Below are 15,366 nucleotides of genomic sequence, written 5' to 3' on the forward strand. Positions count from 1 at the left end.
ATCTCCTGCTCGCGGCGGATGTATTCTTCCTGCGTCAGCGACGGAATATGTTTTTCTCTTTTTGTCATTTAGTTCAGCTCAAAAATCAAATATCAGCTTTCCGTTTTTGTTCGTTACACGTTACGCGTTACAATCGTTACGGATTCTCAGTAAAATCTCTCTTCACCCATTTTCACATCGGTGAACGAGTAACGTTTTACGTGAGCCGCACATTTTCACATCTCCATATTTCCACATCGATTCGTATTTCTAATTTGTATCATCCTGCGTGCAGAAATATTCAATCGTTTTCTCAGCACATGTGTGGCAATAGCCCAGCACATTAATCATGGTGTCGATCATGCGATTGTACAGGCGATTGTTTTCATCGTTGTTGCGGTTCGACAGCGCGCCAACAAGGCTTCCGGCGCCGGCAATATCGCTCTTCAGGCGCACATCGGTAACCGCTTTCACCAGATCGTTGTTGTCCATGAAATTGTAATTCGGATCGGTGTTCATTTTCTGACCGTAGATTTTTGCAATCGTAGTTCTGAAGCTCTGTTTCTGCTCTTCGCTTTTCAGTCCCAGACGATCTTCGACACTGTTGATGTACGATTCGTCAATCTTAATACTGATCAGTTTTTTCGACTGCGGATCCTGATAGGTCCATATTTTATTGGGACCGAGATTTTTCGCATCAATGCCGATGATCATGTTCACATAATTCATTACATCTTTTTCAATGGCATTTGCCTCATTCATATACGCATTGAAAATGGCTGTCATCACATTTTCGCGATACAGCTTACGGGCGATTTTCACGTCATTCATAAACTTAATGCGGTCGTTCTGATCCTGCACATAATCAATAATAACCTTGTCAATGGCCGAGAAAACGTCGTAGGCATACATGCATTCGCCTTCCTGCGTGTCGCTTTGTTCGAGCAGAATCTGAATGGCGCGTCCGAGATTACGATGTCCGAGACCTTTCTGTCCAAAGCGGCGTGTGATGTCGGGATCGGAGTTGAGTTCATTGACAACTTCGGCCAAAGTGCGCATGCTTTTCTCACCTGCCACTTCGCCGGCAGCCAGTTTCATCATTTCGACCGGATTCAGCTTTTCGTTACCAGGCATGCGAGTGAGAATAAATGCCGTCGAGATGGCCTGATTGAGGTTCGGATCGATGTGAAGTTTTTTTCCTACAAAGTTTGTTTTTTCAACACCGCCCAACGAGTAAGATGTCAGCAACTTTTGCAGGTGCAGATTGGTGTTGTGCGACATATACGTAAGTCTGCAGCGGTCGATGATGGGTGCCTGTTCCTTTTCTTCCTGAAAGCGGGCAAATTCGGCATTGTTCGAAGTAGCCACAATCAAGGTGTCGAGCGGCCATTTGAATCCTTCGATTTCGATGGAGCGGTTCTGAATCACGCCCAGATAAACCTGAACAAGGTCGCGTTTATTTTTAAAAATTTCATCGGCAAAGTGAATACCACCGCCTGCAACACGAGCAAGAGCGCCACGTCGCAAATCGAAGCGATAAGGGTTGTCGGCATCGGCCAGATGCAGCAACCGGCTGATGCTTTCATCGCCGAGAAGGTCAACTGAACTGGAAGTGATTTTATCCTTGGCCGCATATTTTCCTGTCAGCGTTCCTCTCGATTCGCTCACCGGAACCGGTACAATTTCAATATGTTTCAAGATTTCGGCCATGTCGCCGCCAAAATAATCTTTCAACTGATTGTAAACAAAGTAGGTACAAGCTCCAAGCGGACGATAGGCTCTGAACAGCTTTTCGAGCTGACTATCGGAATATCCAAGTTTTGACAGATACTTTTTATTGTCGTCGCGCGACTCAAATAAGTTCATTGCCAGCACCATTGGATCCTCGTAGGTCTGACTTTCAATCCGGTCGATTTTCCCATATCGTCCGGTCAGGTCGACATTATTAAATCTAAAGGTATAGCGCAGGTTGGCCGGATTTGAAATAAACTCCCGGTATTTTGTGCTGAGAAAATCGACGAAAAATGTTTTACCGTTACCAGGTTCGCCAATGAGTACAAAAGCCATTTCGGCAGAAGAACCACCCTCGGCCGCATCTTTTACGAATGAAACAAAGCTGTTGATTTCGTCATACATGCCAACAATATGCTTTTTCCCGTCGCGGAAAAGTTTGAAATCATAGGTTGGTTTGCCGTTTATGGTCACCTTTTCCACTTTGTCCGGACCGTCCAGAATCATTCTGGAAACAGATTGAAAAACATTTTCAAATGCTCTTTCGCCGGAGATAACTTTCAGTATATGAGCATCGAGTGAGGCCGGATTCACATCCAACTGCTCTGCGCTGGTCTTTTTTGCCATAATGCTAGTTTTTATCGTTTAAAATCGACCACAATATATGGCAATTTTCAGTATTATCGACATTCTCACCCTAATTTTAATAACAAGTTGAATCTTTTAGCATCAATTAAATAATAATAACTAGTGGCAGTTTTCACATGACACATCCTGGCAATTTGTCAATCAGTAGAAAATAAATTTACTCTTGTGTAATTCTGACGGTTATCATTCGGTTAACCACTGACTTTTATTACTGTTTTCATCTTACTGAATATCAATGATTTAAAAAAAGCAATCGCCTCAAATAATTTTAAAAAATATAAAAATCAATTTTCACACATAAATAGGATTTCAAAGACATATAAATGTTATATTTGTCGGCACGAATCAGAATTTCATTTAGTGAAAAAGTTACTACTCATTTTCATAACTATAGGGCTTTGTATTTCAGGTATTTCGCAATCAAAATTACCTGAGATAGATAGTCTTGAGCGTCTGTTGGAATCAAAAACAGATACCGCACGTGTAAACATAATGTTGCTGATCGGTAAGCAATATCAGCAGAGAGACATGAAAACGGCGGAAGTATTCTTTCTTAAATCGCTGGAATTAAGCGATAGTTTGAACTATTCCGAAGGCAAAGCGCAATCACTTAAGCATTTGGCCGACTTAAAAATCGCAACCAGTGATTATAAGCTGGGCTACACATATATAAATCAGGCAATGGAAGCTTATAAGAGCCTGGGAAGTATGGAAGGCGTGGCGTCGTGTTACCTTAGTTTATCGTTTATCAACAACCGCATTGCCAATTATCCGGTTGCACTGGAACAAGCTTCGAATTCGCTGATTCTTTTCCGCAAAGCCAATTCACTGGATGGAATGGCGCAAGCATACAACAATCTTGGGAACATCTATGATAATATGGGCAATTATGAACAATCGCTCAAGTATTATCATAAAACCCTTGAAATTCACAGCTCAGCCAACAATAAGCAAGGTTTGGCGCGCGTATATATTAACCTTTCAATTGTTTATAATAAAACAAACCGACCTGATGAAGCTGAAAGTCTGCTAAACAAAGCTATTGATATTGGCAAGGAAGCCAATGACATCCGCCTGCTTGCGGTTGCCTATGGTAATATCGGACTGATGCACGATAACGCAGGTGATTATAAAAAAGCACTTGAGTTCTACACGATGTCGCTCGAACTGAAAACGCAGCTTCAGGACAGGCACAGCATCATGATCTCTGAAATAAATATTGGCAACACCTATTTAAAAATGAACCAATTAGAGAATGCCTTACAACATGTAAACAAGGCAATCGAAATCGGTTTAGCTCTGAATGCCAAGCGCGAACTAATTGATGCATATAACATTCAGGCACAATTGTATGAAAAGAAAGGCAATTTTGCCAGCGCTTATGCGGCACTCAACCATAGAATTGCACTCAATGATTCAATTTTTGGAACAGACCAACTGAAGAATCTGGCAGATGTTGACCGTAAAAACGAGATCAATCAGCTTGAAAGCGAGAATCAGATCCTGCGCCAGCAAAGCATTATAGACCAGCTTAAACTTGAAAACAACCGATTTATACGCTATTATTTATTGATAGGTCTCTCTTTTGCCATTGTACTTATTGGATTGCTCATATATCAGTCGGGAGAACGCCGAAAAAGCAGCCGACGGCTTGACGAGGTGAACAAACAGCTGCTTAAAACCAACAAGCAATTAAAGCGCAGTGAGTCAGAACTGGCTGAATCGAACCGTTCCAAAGATAAATTCTTTTCTATCATTTCTCACGACCTCCGCAATCCGCTGGCCAGTATGGTGAGTTTTGTCCGGATTATGAAACGCGATTACGCCACGCTGGAGCAATATGAGCGCGATGCCTTGATTGAGGAATTTGAAAAAATTGTAAACCGGACCGGAAATTTGCTTGAAAACCTTCTGATGTGGTCAAGATCGCAAACAGGCCGACTTATTATCACTCCTGAGAACTTCAGCGCCCGCAACGTTCTGGAGGAAAATGCTGAATTTCACGAAACGCTACTCAGAACTAAAAAAATCAGAATCAGTATTTTAGCTGATAACGATTCAACCGAAATATTTGCCGACAAGAACATGATCAATACCGTCGTCCGCAATTTATTATCTAATTCAATTAAGTTTACCCCCGCTGGCGGAAAAATTGAATTGGGATATAAGCAATCCGGCAAAAACTGCGTTTTTCATGTAAAAGACAGTGGTATTGGAATTGCGCCAGATAAAGTTCCAAATCTGTTTTCACTGGGCGAAGTTTACGTTAGAACCGGCACCGCCAATGAAAAAGGGAGTGGACTTGGACTTGTTCTCTGCAAGGAGTTCGTTGAGAAGAACCATGGGGAAATTTGGCTTGAAAGCGTTCCCAATGAAGGGACTACCTTCTATTTCTCAGTGCCGGTTGCTTCCTGATTTTCAGCCGAGTCCATCTGTGAAATATACAATGAATATGCACCAATAAATGCAATGGTGAAAATCATATCGGGTAGATCGGTGAAAAATACTACCACTGGAATCTGATTCCACATCAAATAAGGTATTATCAGTAAAATTAATTGCGCTGAAGTGTACATGTAATATCCGGCTTTGCGGAGTTGGAATATCTTTAATGCTCCTACAAAAGAAACTCCGTACAAAAGGACCTTTACATAAGGATAAAGAAAATGAGCACCAACAGTAAGCGAATAAATGGATGCATATCCCGGAATACGGGCAAACATCCTTATCATTTCCACATCAATGATGCTGAGTATTCCAATCAGCACACCCAGCAATCCGCCACCCATAGACAGAATGCACAATCCCGCCAGTATTAATGATCTTTTTCTTTTTGCCATGTCTTTCATATTGAGGGTATCAAAATTATTATTTCTTTTTGAATTGAGTACAACTAAATATAAAATGCCAGAGGTGATATTAAGCATGTTCATTTGCAAACAGCAATTCCCGGGTGTATTTTTGGTATTCAATTAAAATGACTATGAAAAAACTGTTTAGCACCTCCCCTCTCTTTTGCAACGACATCGCCGCAATATTCCCAAGAGTTATACTAGCACTTGTTTTTATGTTTCACGGCGGACAGAAAATGTTCGGATGGTTTGGCGGCGGCGGTCTTGAAGCCACCGCTGCATTTATGAATATTAATCTAGACATCCCTGTTTTTCTTGGATATGCTGCTGCCCTCGCCGAGTTTTTCGGCGCTGTATTCATATTACTTGGACTTTTCACAAGGCTTAGTGCTTTTGTACTTGGTTCAACAATGCTTGTAGCAATTGTCACCGTGCATCCTGATGCGTTTCTGCTTGCCGAAGGAGGTATGGAATACACACTTACTTTGCTTTTCATGTCGGTAGTGGCCTTCATTCTGGGCCCTGGAAAAATCAGCCTCGACGCGGTTCTTTTTAAAAAATGTATAACCAACGAGAAGTGTCATAAATAAATTGAGACATAATCCATATTTCAGGCAGCCGGATTTGCATTTTTTTTGTCCGGCTGCTTTTTGATTTTAAATAATCCGTATCTTTGCACTCCCAAAATGGTGAAATTAGCTCAGTCGGTTAGAGCATCAGATTGTGGTTCTGAGGGTCGTGGGTTCGAATCCCATATTTCACCCTAAAATCCGTCCGAAAGGCGGATTTTTTTTTATAAAACCACCATCCTTATACAATTGTTGCAGCCCCGGCTATTCTGCATCCATTGGTTTGTCTTTGTTGTCGCGCCGGGTTCGCATTAATTCCTTCTGACTGGCCAGATAATCCTGAAAGTCTTTCTCTTTTGCTTTTTCGATATTTCGAAGCCATTTATGACGTCTCACAAAAGGAGATCTGCGCTGAGCCTTGTTGATGAACAAAACTGCAAATACCAGACAAGCAAAAAGGAATCCGAATGAAATATACATAAAATCCGCCGGCATCCACCAGGCAAGCAGAAAGAAGTCGTAGATGCCATGTGCAATAACGGCCAATCCAAGCCCCAGAAGAACCAGCCATTTTCTCTGCTTAAGGTAGGTGAATTTTGCCTGCCCCATGAAATAACCCATGAACACTGCAAAAACAAAATGGGCGGGAACTGCCGTAAGCGATCTCACAATCGCGGTTGTATAGACATTGTTGGCACCCAGCAAGTAAATAAAGGATTCAGTAAATGCAAATCCCAATGACAACATTACTGCATAAACAATTCCATTGATGGGCTCTGAAAAGAAACGCTTCCGGTAAAAAACTATTCTCAGGATGGCAAATTTGCAGAGCTCTTCGGTTAAAGCAACTACCAGAAAAGCATTTATCGCCAGCGAACCGAAATTGGGGCTTATTCCAAGACCGGCTCGTTCTTCAAGCATGCGCTCAATGAATATGGCCGGAACAATTGACAGACAACCGGCACCAAATGCGATCAGCAGCCAGATTAAAGGTTCCCGGTAGTATTTGTCTTTCAGATAGATAAACAAACCTAAAGCAAATACAGGAGCCAATGCCAGAGAAACAATAAGCATAAAACTGAATTTCGTAACTTTACGCAAAAATAGTCCCAAAATCGTTATGTCAACAATTCACAGCGAAAAAATCAATTATAACGAAGCTGAAAAGCGAGAAATAACCACCTGGCCAGTATGGGAAAAAGAACCATCCCGGTTTCCGGCATCGTACGATTCAATGGAAGAGTGCTATATTCTGGAAGGAGAATTCGTTGTGGAGACCGGAAACGTGAGATTCAGCTTCGGGCCCGGAGATTTCGTGGTTTTCCCGAAAGGGCTTGAATGCGTCTGGGACATTAAAACAAAAGTCAGAAAACATTACAATTTTCCACAACAATGAAAATATTTCACGCAGGCGACAAAGTTCGCTTTATTTCATCCAAAGGCAGCGGAATAGTCACATCCGTAAAAAACAACATCGTTTCCGTTCTCATCGAAGATGGTTTTGAAATCCCTGTCGAAGCTTCGGATCTGGTTGTTATTGAACCTCAGGAAGGCAATAAAAACCCCTTTTTGAAAAAAGATGAATTCACTAAATTACAGGCCAGCAATAAATCAAAAAACGCTGTTGAACAAAAATCAAAAGAACAGGATTTAGCCTCAGATCAGGTCAGTAGTGATGTGGATGCTGACAAAAAAAACAGGCATGGCAAAAGCCGGACTGAAACGATAATTAACGGGGTTTATCTTGCTTTCATGCCTGAAAATCAGGAGGTTCTGATTTCCGGAAACATGGACGTTTACCTTATCAACTATAGCAAATGGCAGGTAGCCTTTCACATTCTGAAGGCCGATCCCAGCAAAGGATTTGAGAGCATTGCTACCGGACTTATGGAAAAAGGAGATGCCACAATCATCGAAAGTTTGTCTGAATACGATCTTAAGAACTGGAGCCGGCTTCGCTTGCAATTGCATTGCTTCGATTCAAAAAATGGACAATTATTTGATTCTGAACTTATTGACCTCGAAATAAAGACATCAAAATTCATTAAAGAGGATATCTATGATGAAAATCCTTTTTTCGATGAGCTTGCTCATGTGATTTTTGTGCATGATTTATCACATCCACCTTTGTATAACAGCACGCCAACCACAAATACTGAAATCTCAGAAAAGAAGACCAGCTCTGTCATAGACCGCTATATGATTGACAGATCCAATGCTGAAGTTGATTTGCATATTGAAAAGCTGCGCAGCGATCATAAAACCATGCGAAAAGACGATATTATGCCAATTCAGATCGCGTTTTTCCGCCAGTGTCTCGAAGCAGCCATCGCAAAAAAACTAGCTCGGATTGTATTCATTCATGGTGTAGGGGTTGGCCTTCTGAAAAAAGAACTGACCGATATTTTGAAGACCTATGCCGATCTGGAATTCGAAGACGCAAGTATTCTGAAGTACGGAATTGGTGCCACGGAAGTCCGTTTTGTCAGGCATTGATGTAATCCCATTAATCGATTTTCGCAACAAAATAAAACCAAATCTCTTTCTTTGCGATAGAGGCCAACCTCAATGCGTAGCGGACAGCGAGCTCCGTGCAATGACTTACTTATATTTTCACAACGCAGAGAGCTCGCTCCGCGAGGCACTCAGGTTGTGGAAATGCTTCTGGTCGAATTCAACAAGGTATAGGTTGATAATCTTTACGGAAAATTCACCCCATTTATAATGTCTATTCCATATTTTGTGCGTAATTTCGGCGTCTGAAATTTAGTTAGGTATGTGGAACAGAATCGTTGGTTACATTCTCAGAAGAAGAGCGCTCAATCTTACTATTATAGGCCTGTTAACCGTATTCATGGCCTATCAGGCTTCAAAAGTCGAAATGTCCTATGAATATGCTCAGATGCTTCCATTGTCGGACAGCACCAGCATTATCTATCAGGATTTCAAAAAACAGTTCGAAGAAGATGGAAGTGTGCTGTTTGTCGGTATAAAAGATGATAAACTTAAACAACTGGACGTTTTCAATGCGTGGTGCGATCTGTCACACGATCTGAAGAACATTAAAGGGGTTGGCGAGGTGATGTCGATTGCCAATTGTCTTGATCTTCAAAAAGATACGGCAGCAAAGAAATTTAAATTAGTTAAGCTGTTTGAGAAAAATCCTGCATCGCAGGCCGAGCTGGACAGCATTCTGGCCAAAGCCTATTCCCTGCCCTTCTACGACGAGATGCTGTTTAGCAAGAAAAACGGTACTAACGTGATGATGGTGTACATCGACAAGAAAGTTCTGAACAGCAAGGAAAGAGAAAATGTGCTTGAAGATATAAAAGCACCCATTGTTGAATTCGGACTGAAGCATGATATTGAGATGCATTTCTCGGGTATGCCATACATCAGAACGTCGATATCCAAACTGGTACAGCAGGAACTCAAAATATTCATTATCCTCGCTCTTATAGTGGCATCGATCATTCTGCTTGTGTTTTTTCGTTCGTTTAAAGCACTTGTGTTTTCAATCACGGTAGTCATCATTGGTGTGATATGGGCCATGGGATCTATGGTCTTGTTTGGCTTCAACATAACAATTCTTTCGGGGGTAATACCTCCAATTCTTATCATTATCGGAATTGAGAATTGTATTTATCTGATTACCAAATATCACTACGAATTTGCCCAGCACGGTAATCAGGCAAAATCACTTTCCAGAGTTGTTCAACGCGTCGGTTTTGCGACTTTGCTAACCAATGCTACAACAGCTGTTGGTTTCGGGTCGTTTATGGTCACCTCCAATCCGATTATGGTTGAATTCGGAATCATCGCCTGTGTGAGTATCCTGCTGGAATTTCTTTTCACATTGATACTCATCCCAACCATGTACAGTTTGTTCCCCCCACCAAAGGGCAGACATATAAAACACCTGGACTTTACCTGGATGAACGGAATTACACGATTTGTGCTTAATACTGTTCAGTACCAGCGCAGAGTTGTACTTGTTGTTGTGGTCATTTTGCTGGGCGCAGCTACCTATGGTGTAACGCAGATTGAAAACAAAGGCAGCGTTGTAGATGATATTCCAAAAGGCGATAAACTGTACACCGATATGCTGTTTTTCGAAGAAAATATGGGTGGCGTTCTTCCGCTGGAAGTGACCATTGATACAAGAAAAAACAAAGGCGTTCTGAATCTGAATACGCTGAGAAAAATAGATCAGTTTCAGAACGAACTAAAGGAAATTCCGGCCATATCGAAACCGTTGTCGGTTGTTGAAATAGTGAAATTTGCAAAACAGTCGTTTTTTAACGGAAAACCGGATATGTACAGCCTGCCGAACGACAATGAAAAGGCGTTTATTTTGAGCTACTTGCCTGATTTTGACGACAATAAAGGTGGCAAATCCAACAGCATTCTCACTAATTTCATCGACACCAACTATCAGGTTGCCCGCATCAGCCTGCGCTTGAAAAATGTTTATACGCCTGAAATCAAACAAATAAAAGATAGCCTTGAAACCAAGCTGTCCAGAATATTCCCGGCTGAGAAGTATAAAACCGTTGTGACCGGCTCCGCCGTAGTGTTTGAAAAAGGTAGTAATTATCTGGTCTCTAATCTTTATGGCAGCCTTGCATTGGCTGTTGTTATCATTGCGGGGTTGATTTATCTGCTGTTTAGCAATGTGAAAATGGTGTTTATAGCCATGGCGACCAATCTCATTCCGCTTTTTGTTACCGCCGGCCTTATGGGATTTTTGAATATCGACTTAAAGCCATCAACAATCATTATTTACAGCATTGCGCTTGGAATTGCAGTCGATGCCGCCATTCAGTTCCTGTCCAGATACAGGCACCAGCTAAAGATTTCGGATTGGAATATCAAAGAAAGTGTGCTGCATGCATTGCGCGAAACAACCAATGGGATGGTATTTTCAGGGATTGTGCTTGTGCTTGGTTTTGGTGTTTTTGTTTTCTCCCGCTTCGGTGGCACAGCAAGCCTTGGATATCTGATCGGTTTCACTTTGCTCGTTGCACTTTTCAGCAATCTGATCATTCTGCCTTCGCTAATTTTGTATATGGACAAACTCATAAAAAACAAAGAGGCCAGCAAGCCGCTTTTCGAGGTTGACGAAGATGATGAAGAAGGTGATTCCTCCAGAATTTTATAAATAAAAAAACTTTATGAAAGGCATTATTCTCGCCGGGGGATCCGGTACACGACTTTATCCAATCACCATGGCCATGAGCAAGCAGCTGATGCCCATTTATGATAAACCGATGATTTACTATCCGCTGTCAGTGCTCATGATGGCCGGAATACGCGATATTCTCATCATTTCAACGCCGCACGATCTGCCGCATTTTAAGCATCTGCTTGGTGATGGCACCCGACTCGGCTGTAATTTCACTTATGTCGAGCAACAGGTTCCAAACGGTCTGGCGCAAGCTTTCGTTCTCGGAGAGCAATTTATCGGCACCGACAATGTTTCTCTCATCCTGGGCGATAATATTTTTTATTCTTCGGGTCTTCACGAAAAGCTCCGCCGAATGAAAAAACCGGATGGGGGAATCGTTTTCGCCTATCACGTGAGCGATCCCGAACGATACGGTGTTGTGGAATTCGACTCAAGCATGAAGGCCATAAGCATTGAGGAAAAGCCAGAAAAACCAAAATCAAACTTTGCAGTACCTGGCTTGTATTTCTACGATAACAGTGTGGTGGATGTAGCCAGAAATCTGGCCCCCAGCGCTCGTGGCGAATACGAAATTACTGACGTAAACAAGCATTACCTACAAAACGGGAAACTGAGTGTCGAAGTACTAAGTCGTGGCACAGCATGGCTCGATACCGGAACATTTTCTTCGTTGTTGCAGGCCAGTCAATTTGTAGAGGTCATCGAAAGCCGACAGGGATTGAAAATCGGCTGTATCGAAGAAATTGCCTACACCGAAGGTTTTATCGATAAGGCTCAACTTGAAAAAGTCGCTCAGCCACTGCTGAAAAGTGGTTATGGTCAATATTTATTATCCTTATTGCAGAAATAATGATTTCAGTTTTACTCACCGGCGGAGCCGGCTTTATTGGCAGCAGTCTTGCTGAAAAACTACTTGAAAATCCCGAAGTATTTCTGGTAATTGTTGATGACCTGTCGACAGGATCCATTGATAAATTACCGGTTAAACACATTGACCGATACAAATTCATCAAGGCCGACGTAAATGAGTATCGTGATATTTCAGAAGTTTTCCATGCATTTCGCTTCGATTATGTTTTTCACTACTCTGCCATGGTTGGCGTAAAGCGAACCCTTGAAAATCCGGTGAGTGTGTTGCAGGATTTGAAGAGCATTGAAAACATCCTTAACCTGAGTAAAAATTCGACTGTAAAACGCGTCTTTTTCAGCTCAAGCTCCGAAGTTTACGGCGAACCGGTTGAATTTCCACAAAACGAAAACACTACTCCGCTGAACTCCAAGTTGCCTTATGCCATTGTTAAAAATGCATCAGAGGCATTCCTGAAATCATATCATGCTGAATTCGGGCTCCCCTACACCATTTTTCGTTTTTTCAACACCTACGGACCCAAGCAAAGTAAGGATTTTGTAATCAGCCGGTTTATAAATCTTGCATTGAAAAACAAGCCGCTTACGATTTACGGCGACGGAAAACAAACACGCACGTTTTGTTATATTGACGACAATGTTGATGCTACCGTAAACTGCTTCAATCAGGTTCTTCAGAATCCGGCCATGCACAGCGATGTTTACAATATCGGTAACGACAATGAAACATTCATCGATGATGTTGCAACCCTGATCATCCGCGTTGCAGGGTCTTCGTCTGAATTAAAATATATGCCTCCATTAAAGGAAGGTGATATGCGCCGACGTTTGCCAGATATCAGCAAAATGCACAAACTGCTCAACAGACCTTTGCTTCCGCTCGAAGAGGGAATTAAAAACATTTTGAACGATACTCGTTTTATAATCTGAAGCCTATATGAAAAAAACGATACAGTATTATCAGAAAATCTTTACAGAACGATTCAACAGTATCAATTTTGTAAAATTTCCGCATGAGCTGTATGAACCAATTGAATATGCATTAAAAGCTGGTGGCAAAAGGTTGCGCCCCGTATTGACAATCATGGTTTGCGATTTCTACGGAAATAATATGGAGGAGGCTATGAATCCGGCCATCGCTATCGAAACATTTCACAACTTCACGCTGGTGCACGATGATATAATGGATAATGCGCCCATCCGCCGCGGAAGACCTACTGTGTTCAACAAGTACGGATCCAACATCGGAATTCTTTCGGGCGATACTATGTTCACAAAGGCCTATGAATTTGTCACACTCACACGCGAAGATAAATTACCAGCTGTTTTGAAAGTGTTTACCAAAACGGCCATGGAAGTATGCGAAGGGCAGCAACTGGATATGAATTTCGAAATCATGCCTGAAGTCACCATGGATGAGTATATGCAGATGATTTTCCTTAAAACGGCTGTACTGATGGGTGCTTGTCTGAAAATAGGAGCCATACTTGGAAACGCCACTAATGAACAATGCGAAGCCATTTATCAGTTCGGCGAACACACCGGCATGGTATTCCAGTTGCAGGATGATCTGCTGGACACTTTCGGGAATGAAAAAACATTCGGAAAACGTATTGGAGGCGATATTCTTGATTGCAAAAAAACCTTTCTCTATGTAAATGCAATGGAAAAGCTGTCAGGCAGCGAACGTATAGCTTTCCAGCTGCTCTACAATGATAAAACAATGGATGAGGTTGAAAAAATCATTAAAGTAAAAGAAGCTTTCATTAAAAACGATGTCATTGCTGACTGCAAATCAACCATGCAAAAACACCATGATCTGGCCATGGAAGCACTGGCAAAGACCGGGCTAAAGCCGGAACAGAAAGCTGTTCTTCAGGAATTTGCTGAATCCATGCTGGTCCGCGATTTCTGATTTTTCAATGTAAATGTATTTATTGTTTTTCGGTCCTGATCCGATTCATTCCAACTTCACAATTCCTTGTTCAATATTCTTTACCTTTGCACTCCAAAATTGATTTTATGGTACGTGTACGTTTTGCTCCCAGTCCCACAGGTCCGCTTCACATCGGCGGTGTCAGGACAGCTCTTTACAACTGCTTTTTTGCTAAAAAAAATGAGGGCAAACTCATCCTCCGCATCGAAGATACTGATCAGACCCGCTTTGTAGAAGGCGCTGAAAAATACATCATTGAAAGCCTTACCTGGAGCGGCATTCACTTTGACGAAGGCCCTCATGTAGGCGGCCCATTTGGACCATACCGGCAGAGCGACCGCAAACCCATTTATCATCAGTATGCCATGCAGCTGATTGACAGCGGTAATGCCTATTATGCTTTTGATTCTGCTGAAGATCTTGACAATATTCGCAAAGAATGCGAATCGAAAAAAGAAACTTTTCAGTACGATTGCCGGACACGAAATAGTATGCGTAACTCGCTCACCATGCCTGAAGGCGAAGTGAAAAACCTTCTTGACAGTGGCGCAGCATTTACCATTCGTCTAAAAGTGCCCGAAAATACCGTGATTGAATTTGATGATCTCATTCGTGGACATGTTTCAGTAAAAAGCGAAAATATTGATGACAAAGTTCTTTTCAAAAGCGACGGCATGCCTACCTATCATCTGGCGAATATTGTTGACGACCACTTGATGGAAATCACACATGTTGTTCGTGGCGAGGAATGGCTGCCATCGGCACCGCTCCACGTATTATTATATCGCTTTCTCGGTTGGGAACGGCCACAATTCGCGCACCTTCCACTATTGCTGAAACCCGATGGCAACGGAAAACTAAGCAAGCGCGACGGTGACCGTCTGGGGTTCCCCGTTTTCCCAATGCAATGGACCGATCCAAAAACCAATGAAAAAAGCTCCGGTTATCGCGAAAGCGGCTATTTTCCCGAAGCATTCATAAATATGCTGGCCTTGTTGGGCTGGAACCCAGGCGATGAGCGCGAAATTATGGGTATGGATGAAATGAGTCAGGCCTTCTCACTCGAACATGTTAGCAAAAGTGGAGCTAAGTTTGACCCGGTCAAAGCGCGATGGTTTAACCATCAGTATCTTATGAAAGCCAATGTCGAAGATACTGCCAAAGAGTTTGAATCATTGCTGAAACAACAAAATCTGCTTGTCCCTGATAGTGCTACATTGCAGATTATGGTCGGGCTGCTCCGCGAAAGAGTTGATTTTATAAAAGATCTGCCCGAGGCAGGTCGCTTTTTCTTCGAGGCACCCAAATCATACAACGAAGCAGATTTAAAAAAACACAGCAGCCGGGATTCCGGACGTTGGCTGAGCGAATTATCGCAATTGTTTGAAACGGCTGACTGGACAAATGAATCGATCGATTCAACCATTGCTTCCTTTGTAAAAGAAGGTTCACTGCCTGCCGGCAAGATTTACAATATACTCCGCATAGCCATGGTTGGCGCCAGTTCGGGTCCGCATCTGGCTGATATTCTGTTTCATTTGGGTAAAATCGAAACACTTTCCCGAATCAGGAATATGATTGGTTTTCTGAAATAAT

12 protein-coding genes and 1 tRNA gene are annotated in these 15,366 nt (G+C 42.2%); 10 read left to right on the forward strand and 3 right to left on the reverse strand.

Annotated elements, in window-relative coordinates; all coding sequences use genetic code 11:
• Positions 1 to 249 precede the first annotated feature (249 nt).
• Positions 250 to 2,337, reverse strand: a complete 2,088-nt coding sequence (locus A2W93_07020) for a serine protein kinase (protein ID OFY53763.1) — start codon at positions 2,335 to 2,337, stop codon at positions 250 to 252.
• Positions 2,338 to 2,850: 513 nt separating this feature from the next.
• Here A2W93_07020 and A2W93_07025 point away from each other — a divergent pair.
• Positions 2,851 to 4,773, forward strand: a complete 1,923-nt coding sequence (locus A2W93_07025; GenBank protein OFY53764.1) for a hypothetical protein — start codon at positions 2,851 to 2,853, stop codon at positions 4,771 to 4,773.
• Here A2W93_07025 and A2W93_07030 read toward each other — a convergent pair.
• Positions 4,746 to 5,291 carry a hypothetical protein gene (locus A2W93_07030; GenBank protein ID OFY53765.1) on the reverse strand — a complete coding sequence of 182 codons (546 nt, stop codon included), beginning with the start codon at positions 5,289 to 5,291 and terminating at the stop codon, positions 4,746 to 4,748. The two genes, A2W93_07025 and A2W93_07030, sit on opposite strands and share 28 nt — an antisense overlap.
• A 50-nt stretch (positions 5,292 to 5,341) precedes the next feature.
• On the opposite strand from A2W93_07030, the gene A2W93_07035 reads away from it, so the two are divergent.
• Positions 5,342 to 5,800 carry a hypothetical protein gene (locus tag A2W93_07035; protein ID OFY53790.1) on the forward strand — a complete coding sequence of 153 codons (459 nt, stop codon included), beginning with the start codon at positions 5,342 to 5,344 and terminating at the stop codon, positions 5,798 to 5,800.
• A 99-nt stretch (positions 5,801 to 5,899) separates the two neighbouring features.
• Positions 5,900 to 5,976 (forward strand) — tRNA-His (locus tag A2W93_07040).
• Positions 5,977 to 6,043: 67 nt separating this feature from the next.
• Here the strand turns inward: A2W93_07040 and A2W93_07045 are convergent.
• Positions 6,044 to 6,853, reverse strand: a complete 810-nt coding sequence (locus A2W93_07045) for a hypothetical protein (protein ID OFY53766.1) — start codon at positions 6,851 to 6,853, stop codon at positions 6,044 to 6,046.
• Positions 6,854 to 6,899: 46 nt separating this feature from the next.
• Here A2W93_07045 and A2W93_07050 point away from each other — a divergent pair, with 46 nt between their 5' ends.
• The 7 genes from A2W93_07050 (at position 6,900) to A2W93_07080 (ending at position 15,365) form a co-directional block, all read left to right on the forward strand.
• Positions 6,900 to 7,175, forward strand: coding sequence for a hypothetical protein (locus A2W93_07050; GenBank protein ID OFY53767.1), 276 nt, complete (start codon positions 6,900 to 6,902; stop codon positions 7,173 to 7,175).
• Positions 7,172 to 8,275 carry a hypothetical protein gene (locus A2W93_07055; protein OFY53768.1) on the forward strand — a complete coding sequence of 368 codons (1,104 nt, stop codon included), beginning with the start codon at positions 7,172 to 7,174 and terminating at the stop codon, positions 8,273 to 8,275. The genes A2W93_07050 and A2W93_07055 overlap by 4 nt, the downstream gene beginning before the upstream one ends.
• Before the next feature lie 280 nt (positions 8,276 to 8,555).
• Positions 8,556 to 10,940, forward strand: a complete 2,385-nt coding sequence (locus A2W93_07060; GenBank protein OFY53769.1) for a hypothetical protein — start codon at positions 8,556 to 8,558, stop codon at positions 10,938 to 10,940.
• A gap of 13 nt (positions 10,941 to 10,953) precedes the next feature.
• Positions 10,954 to 11,817, forward strand: coding sequence for a glucose-1-phosphate thymidylyltransferase (locus A2W93_07065; protein OFY53770.1), 864 nt, complete (start codon positions 10,954 to 10,956; stop codon positions 11,815 to 11,817).
• The gene (locus A2W93_07070) at positions 11,817 to 12,764 is read left to right on the forward strand and encodes an epimerase (protein OFY53771.1); all 948 of its coding nucleotides are present in this window, start codon (positions 11,817 to 11,819) and stop codon (positions 12,762 to 12,764) included. Before A2W93_07065 ends, A2W93_07070 begins: the two co-directional genes overlap by 1 nt.
• Before the next feature lie 7 nt (positions 12,765 to 12,771).
• Positions 12,772 to 13,749, forward strand: a complete 978-nt coding sequence (locus tag A2W93_07075; protein ID OFY53772.1) for a hypothetical protein — start codon at positions 12,772 to 12,774, stop codon at positions 13,747 to 13,749.
• Between the two features lie 86 nt (positions 13,750 to 13,835).
• Positions 13,836 to 15,365: a glutamate--tRNA ligase gene (locus A2W93_07080; protein ID OFY53773.1), complete on the forward strand. Its 1,530-nt coding sequence runs from the start codon at positions 13,836 to 13,838 to the stop codon at positions 15,363 to 15,365.
• Position 15,366: the final 1 nt, after the last annotated feature.

Source organism: Bacteroidetes bacterium GWF2_43_63 (assembly GCA_001769275.1).
GTDB lineage: Bacteria > Bacteroidota > Bacteroidia > Bacteroidales > DTU049 > GWF2-43-63.

Coding starts and splice junctions, on each gene's coding strand:
- A2W93_07020 (OFY53763.1), bottom strand. CDS start 2,337: ATGGCAAAAAAGACCAGCGCAGAGCAGTTGGATGTGAATCCGGCCTCA.
- A2W93_07025 (OFY53764.1), top strand. CDS start 2,851: ATGTTGCTGATCGGTAAGCAATATCAGCAGAGAGACATGAAAACGGCG.
- A2W93_07030 (OFY53765.1), bottom strand. CDS start 5,291: ATGAACATGCTTAATATCACCTCTGGCATTTTATATTTAGTTGTACTC.
- A2W93_07035 (OFY53790.1), top strand. CDS start 5,342: ATGAAAAAACTGTTTAGCACCTCCCCTCTCTTTTGCAACGACATCGCC.
- A2W93_07045 (OFY53766.1), bottom strand. CDS start 6,853: ATGCTTATTGTTTCTCTGGCATTGGCTCCTGTATTTGCTTTAGGTTTG.
- A2W93_07050 (OFY53767.1), top strand. CDS start 6,900: ATGTCAACAATTCACAGCGAAAAAATCAATTATAACGAAGCTGAAAAG.
- A2W93_07055 (OFY53768.1), top strand. CDS start 7,172: ATGAAAATATTTCACGCAGGCGACAAAGTTCGCTTTATTTCATCCAAA.
- A2W93_07060 (OFY53769.1), top strand. CDS start 8,556: ATGTGGAACAGAATCGTTGGTTACATTCTCAGAAGAAGAGCGCTCAAT.
- A2W93_07065 (OFY53770.1), top strand. CDS start 10,954: ATGAAAGGCATTATTCTCGCCGGGGGATCCGGTACACGACTTTATCCA.
- A2W93_07070 (OFY53771.1), top strand. CDS start 11,817: ATGATTTCAGTTTTACTCACCGGCGGAGCCGGCTTTATTGGCAGCAGT.
- A2W93_07075 (OFY53772.1), top strand. CDS start 12,772: ATGAAAAAAACGATACAGTATTATCAGAAAATCTTTACAGAACGATTC.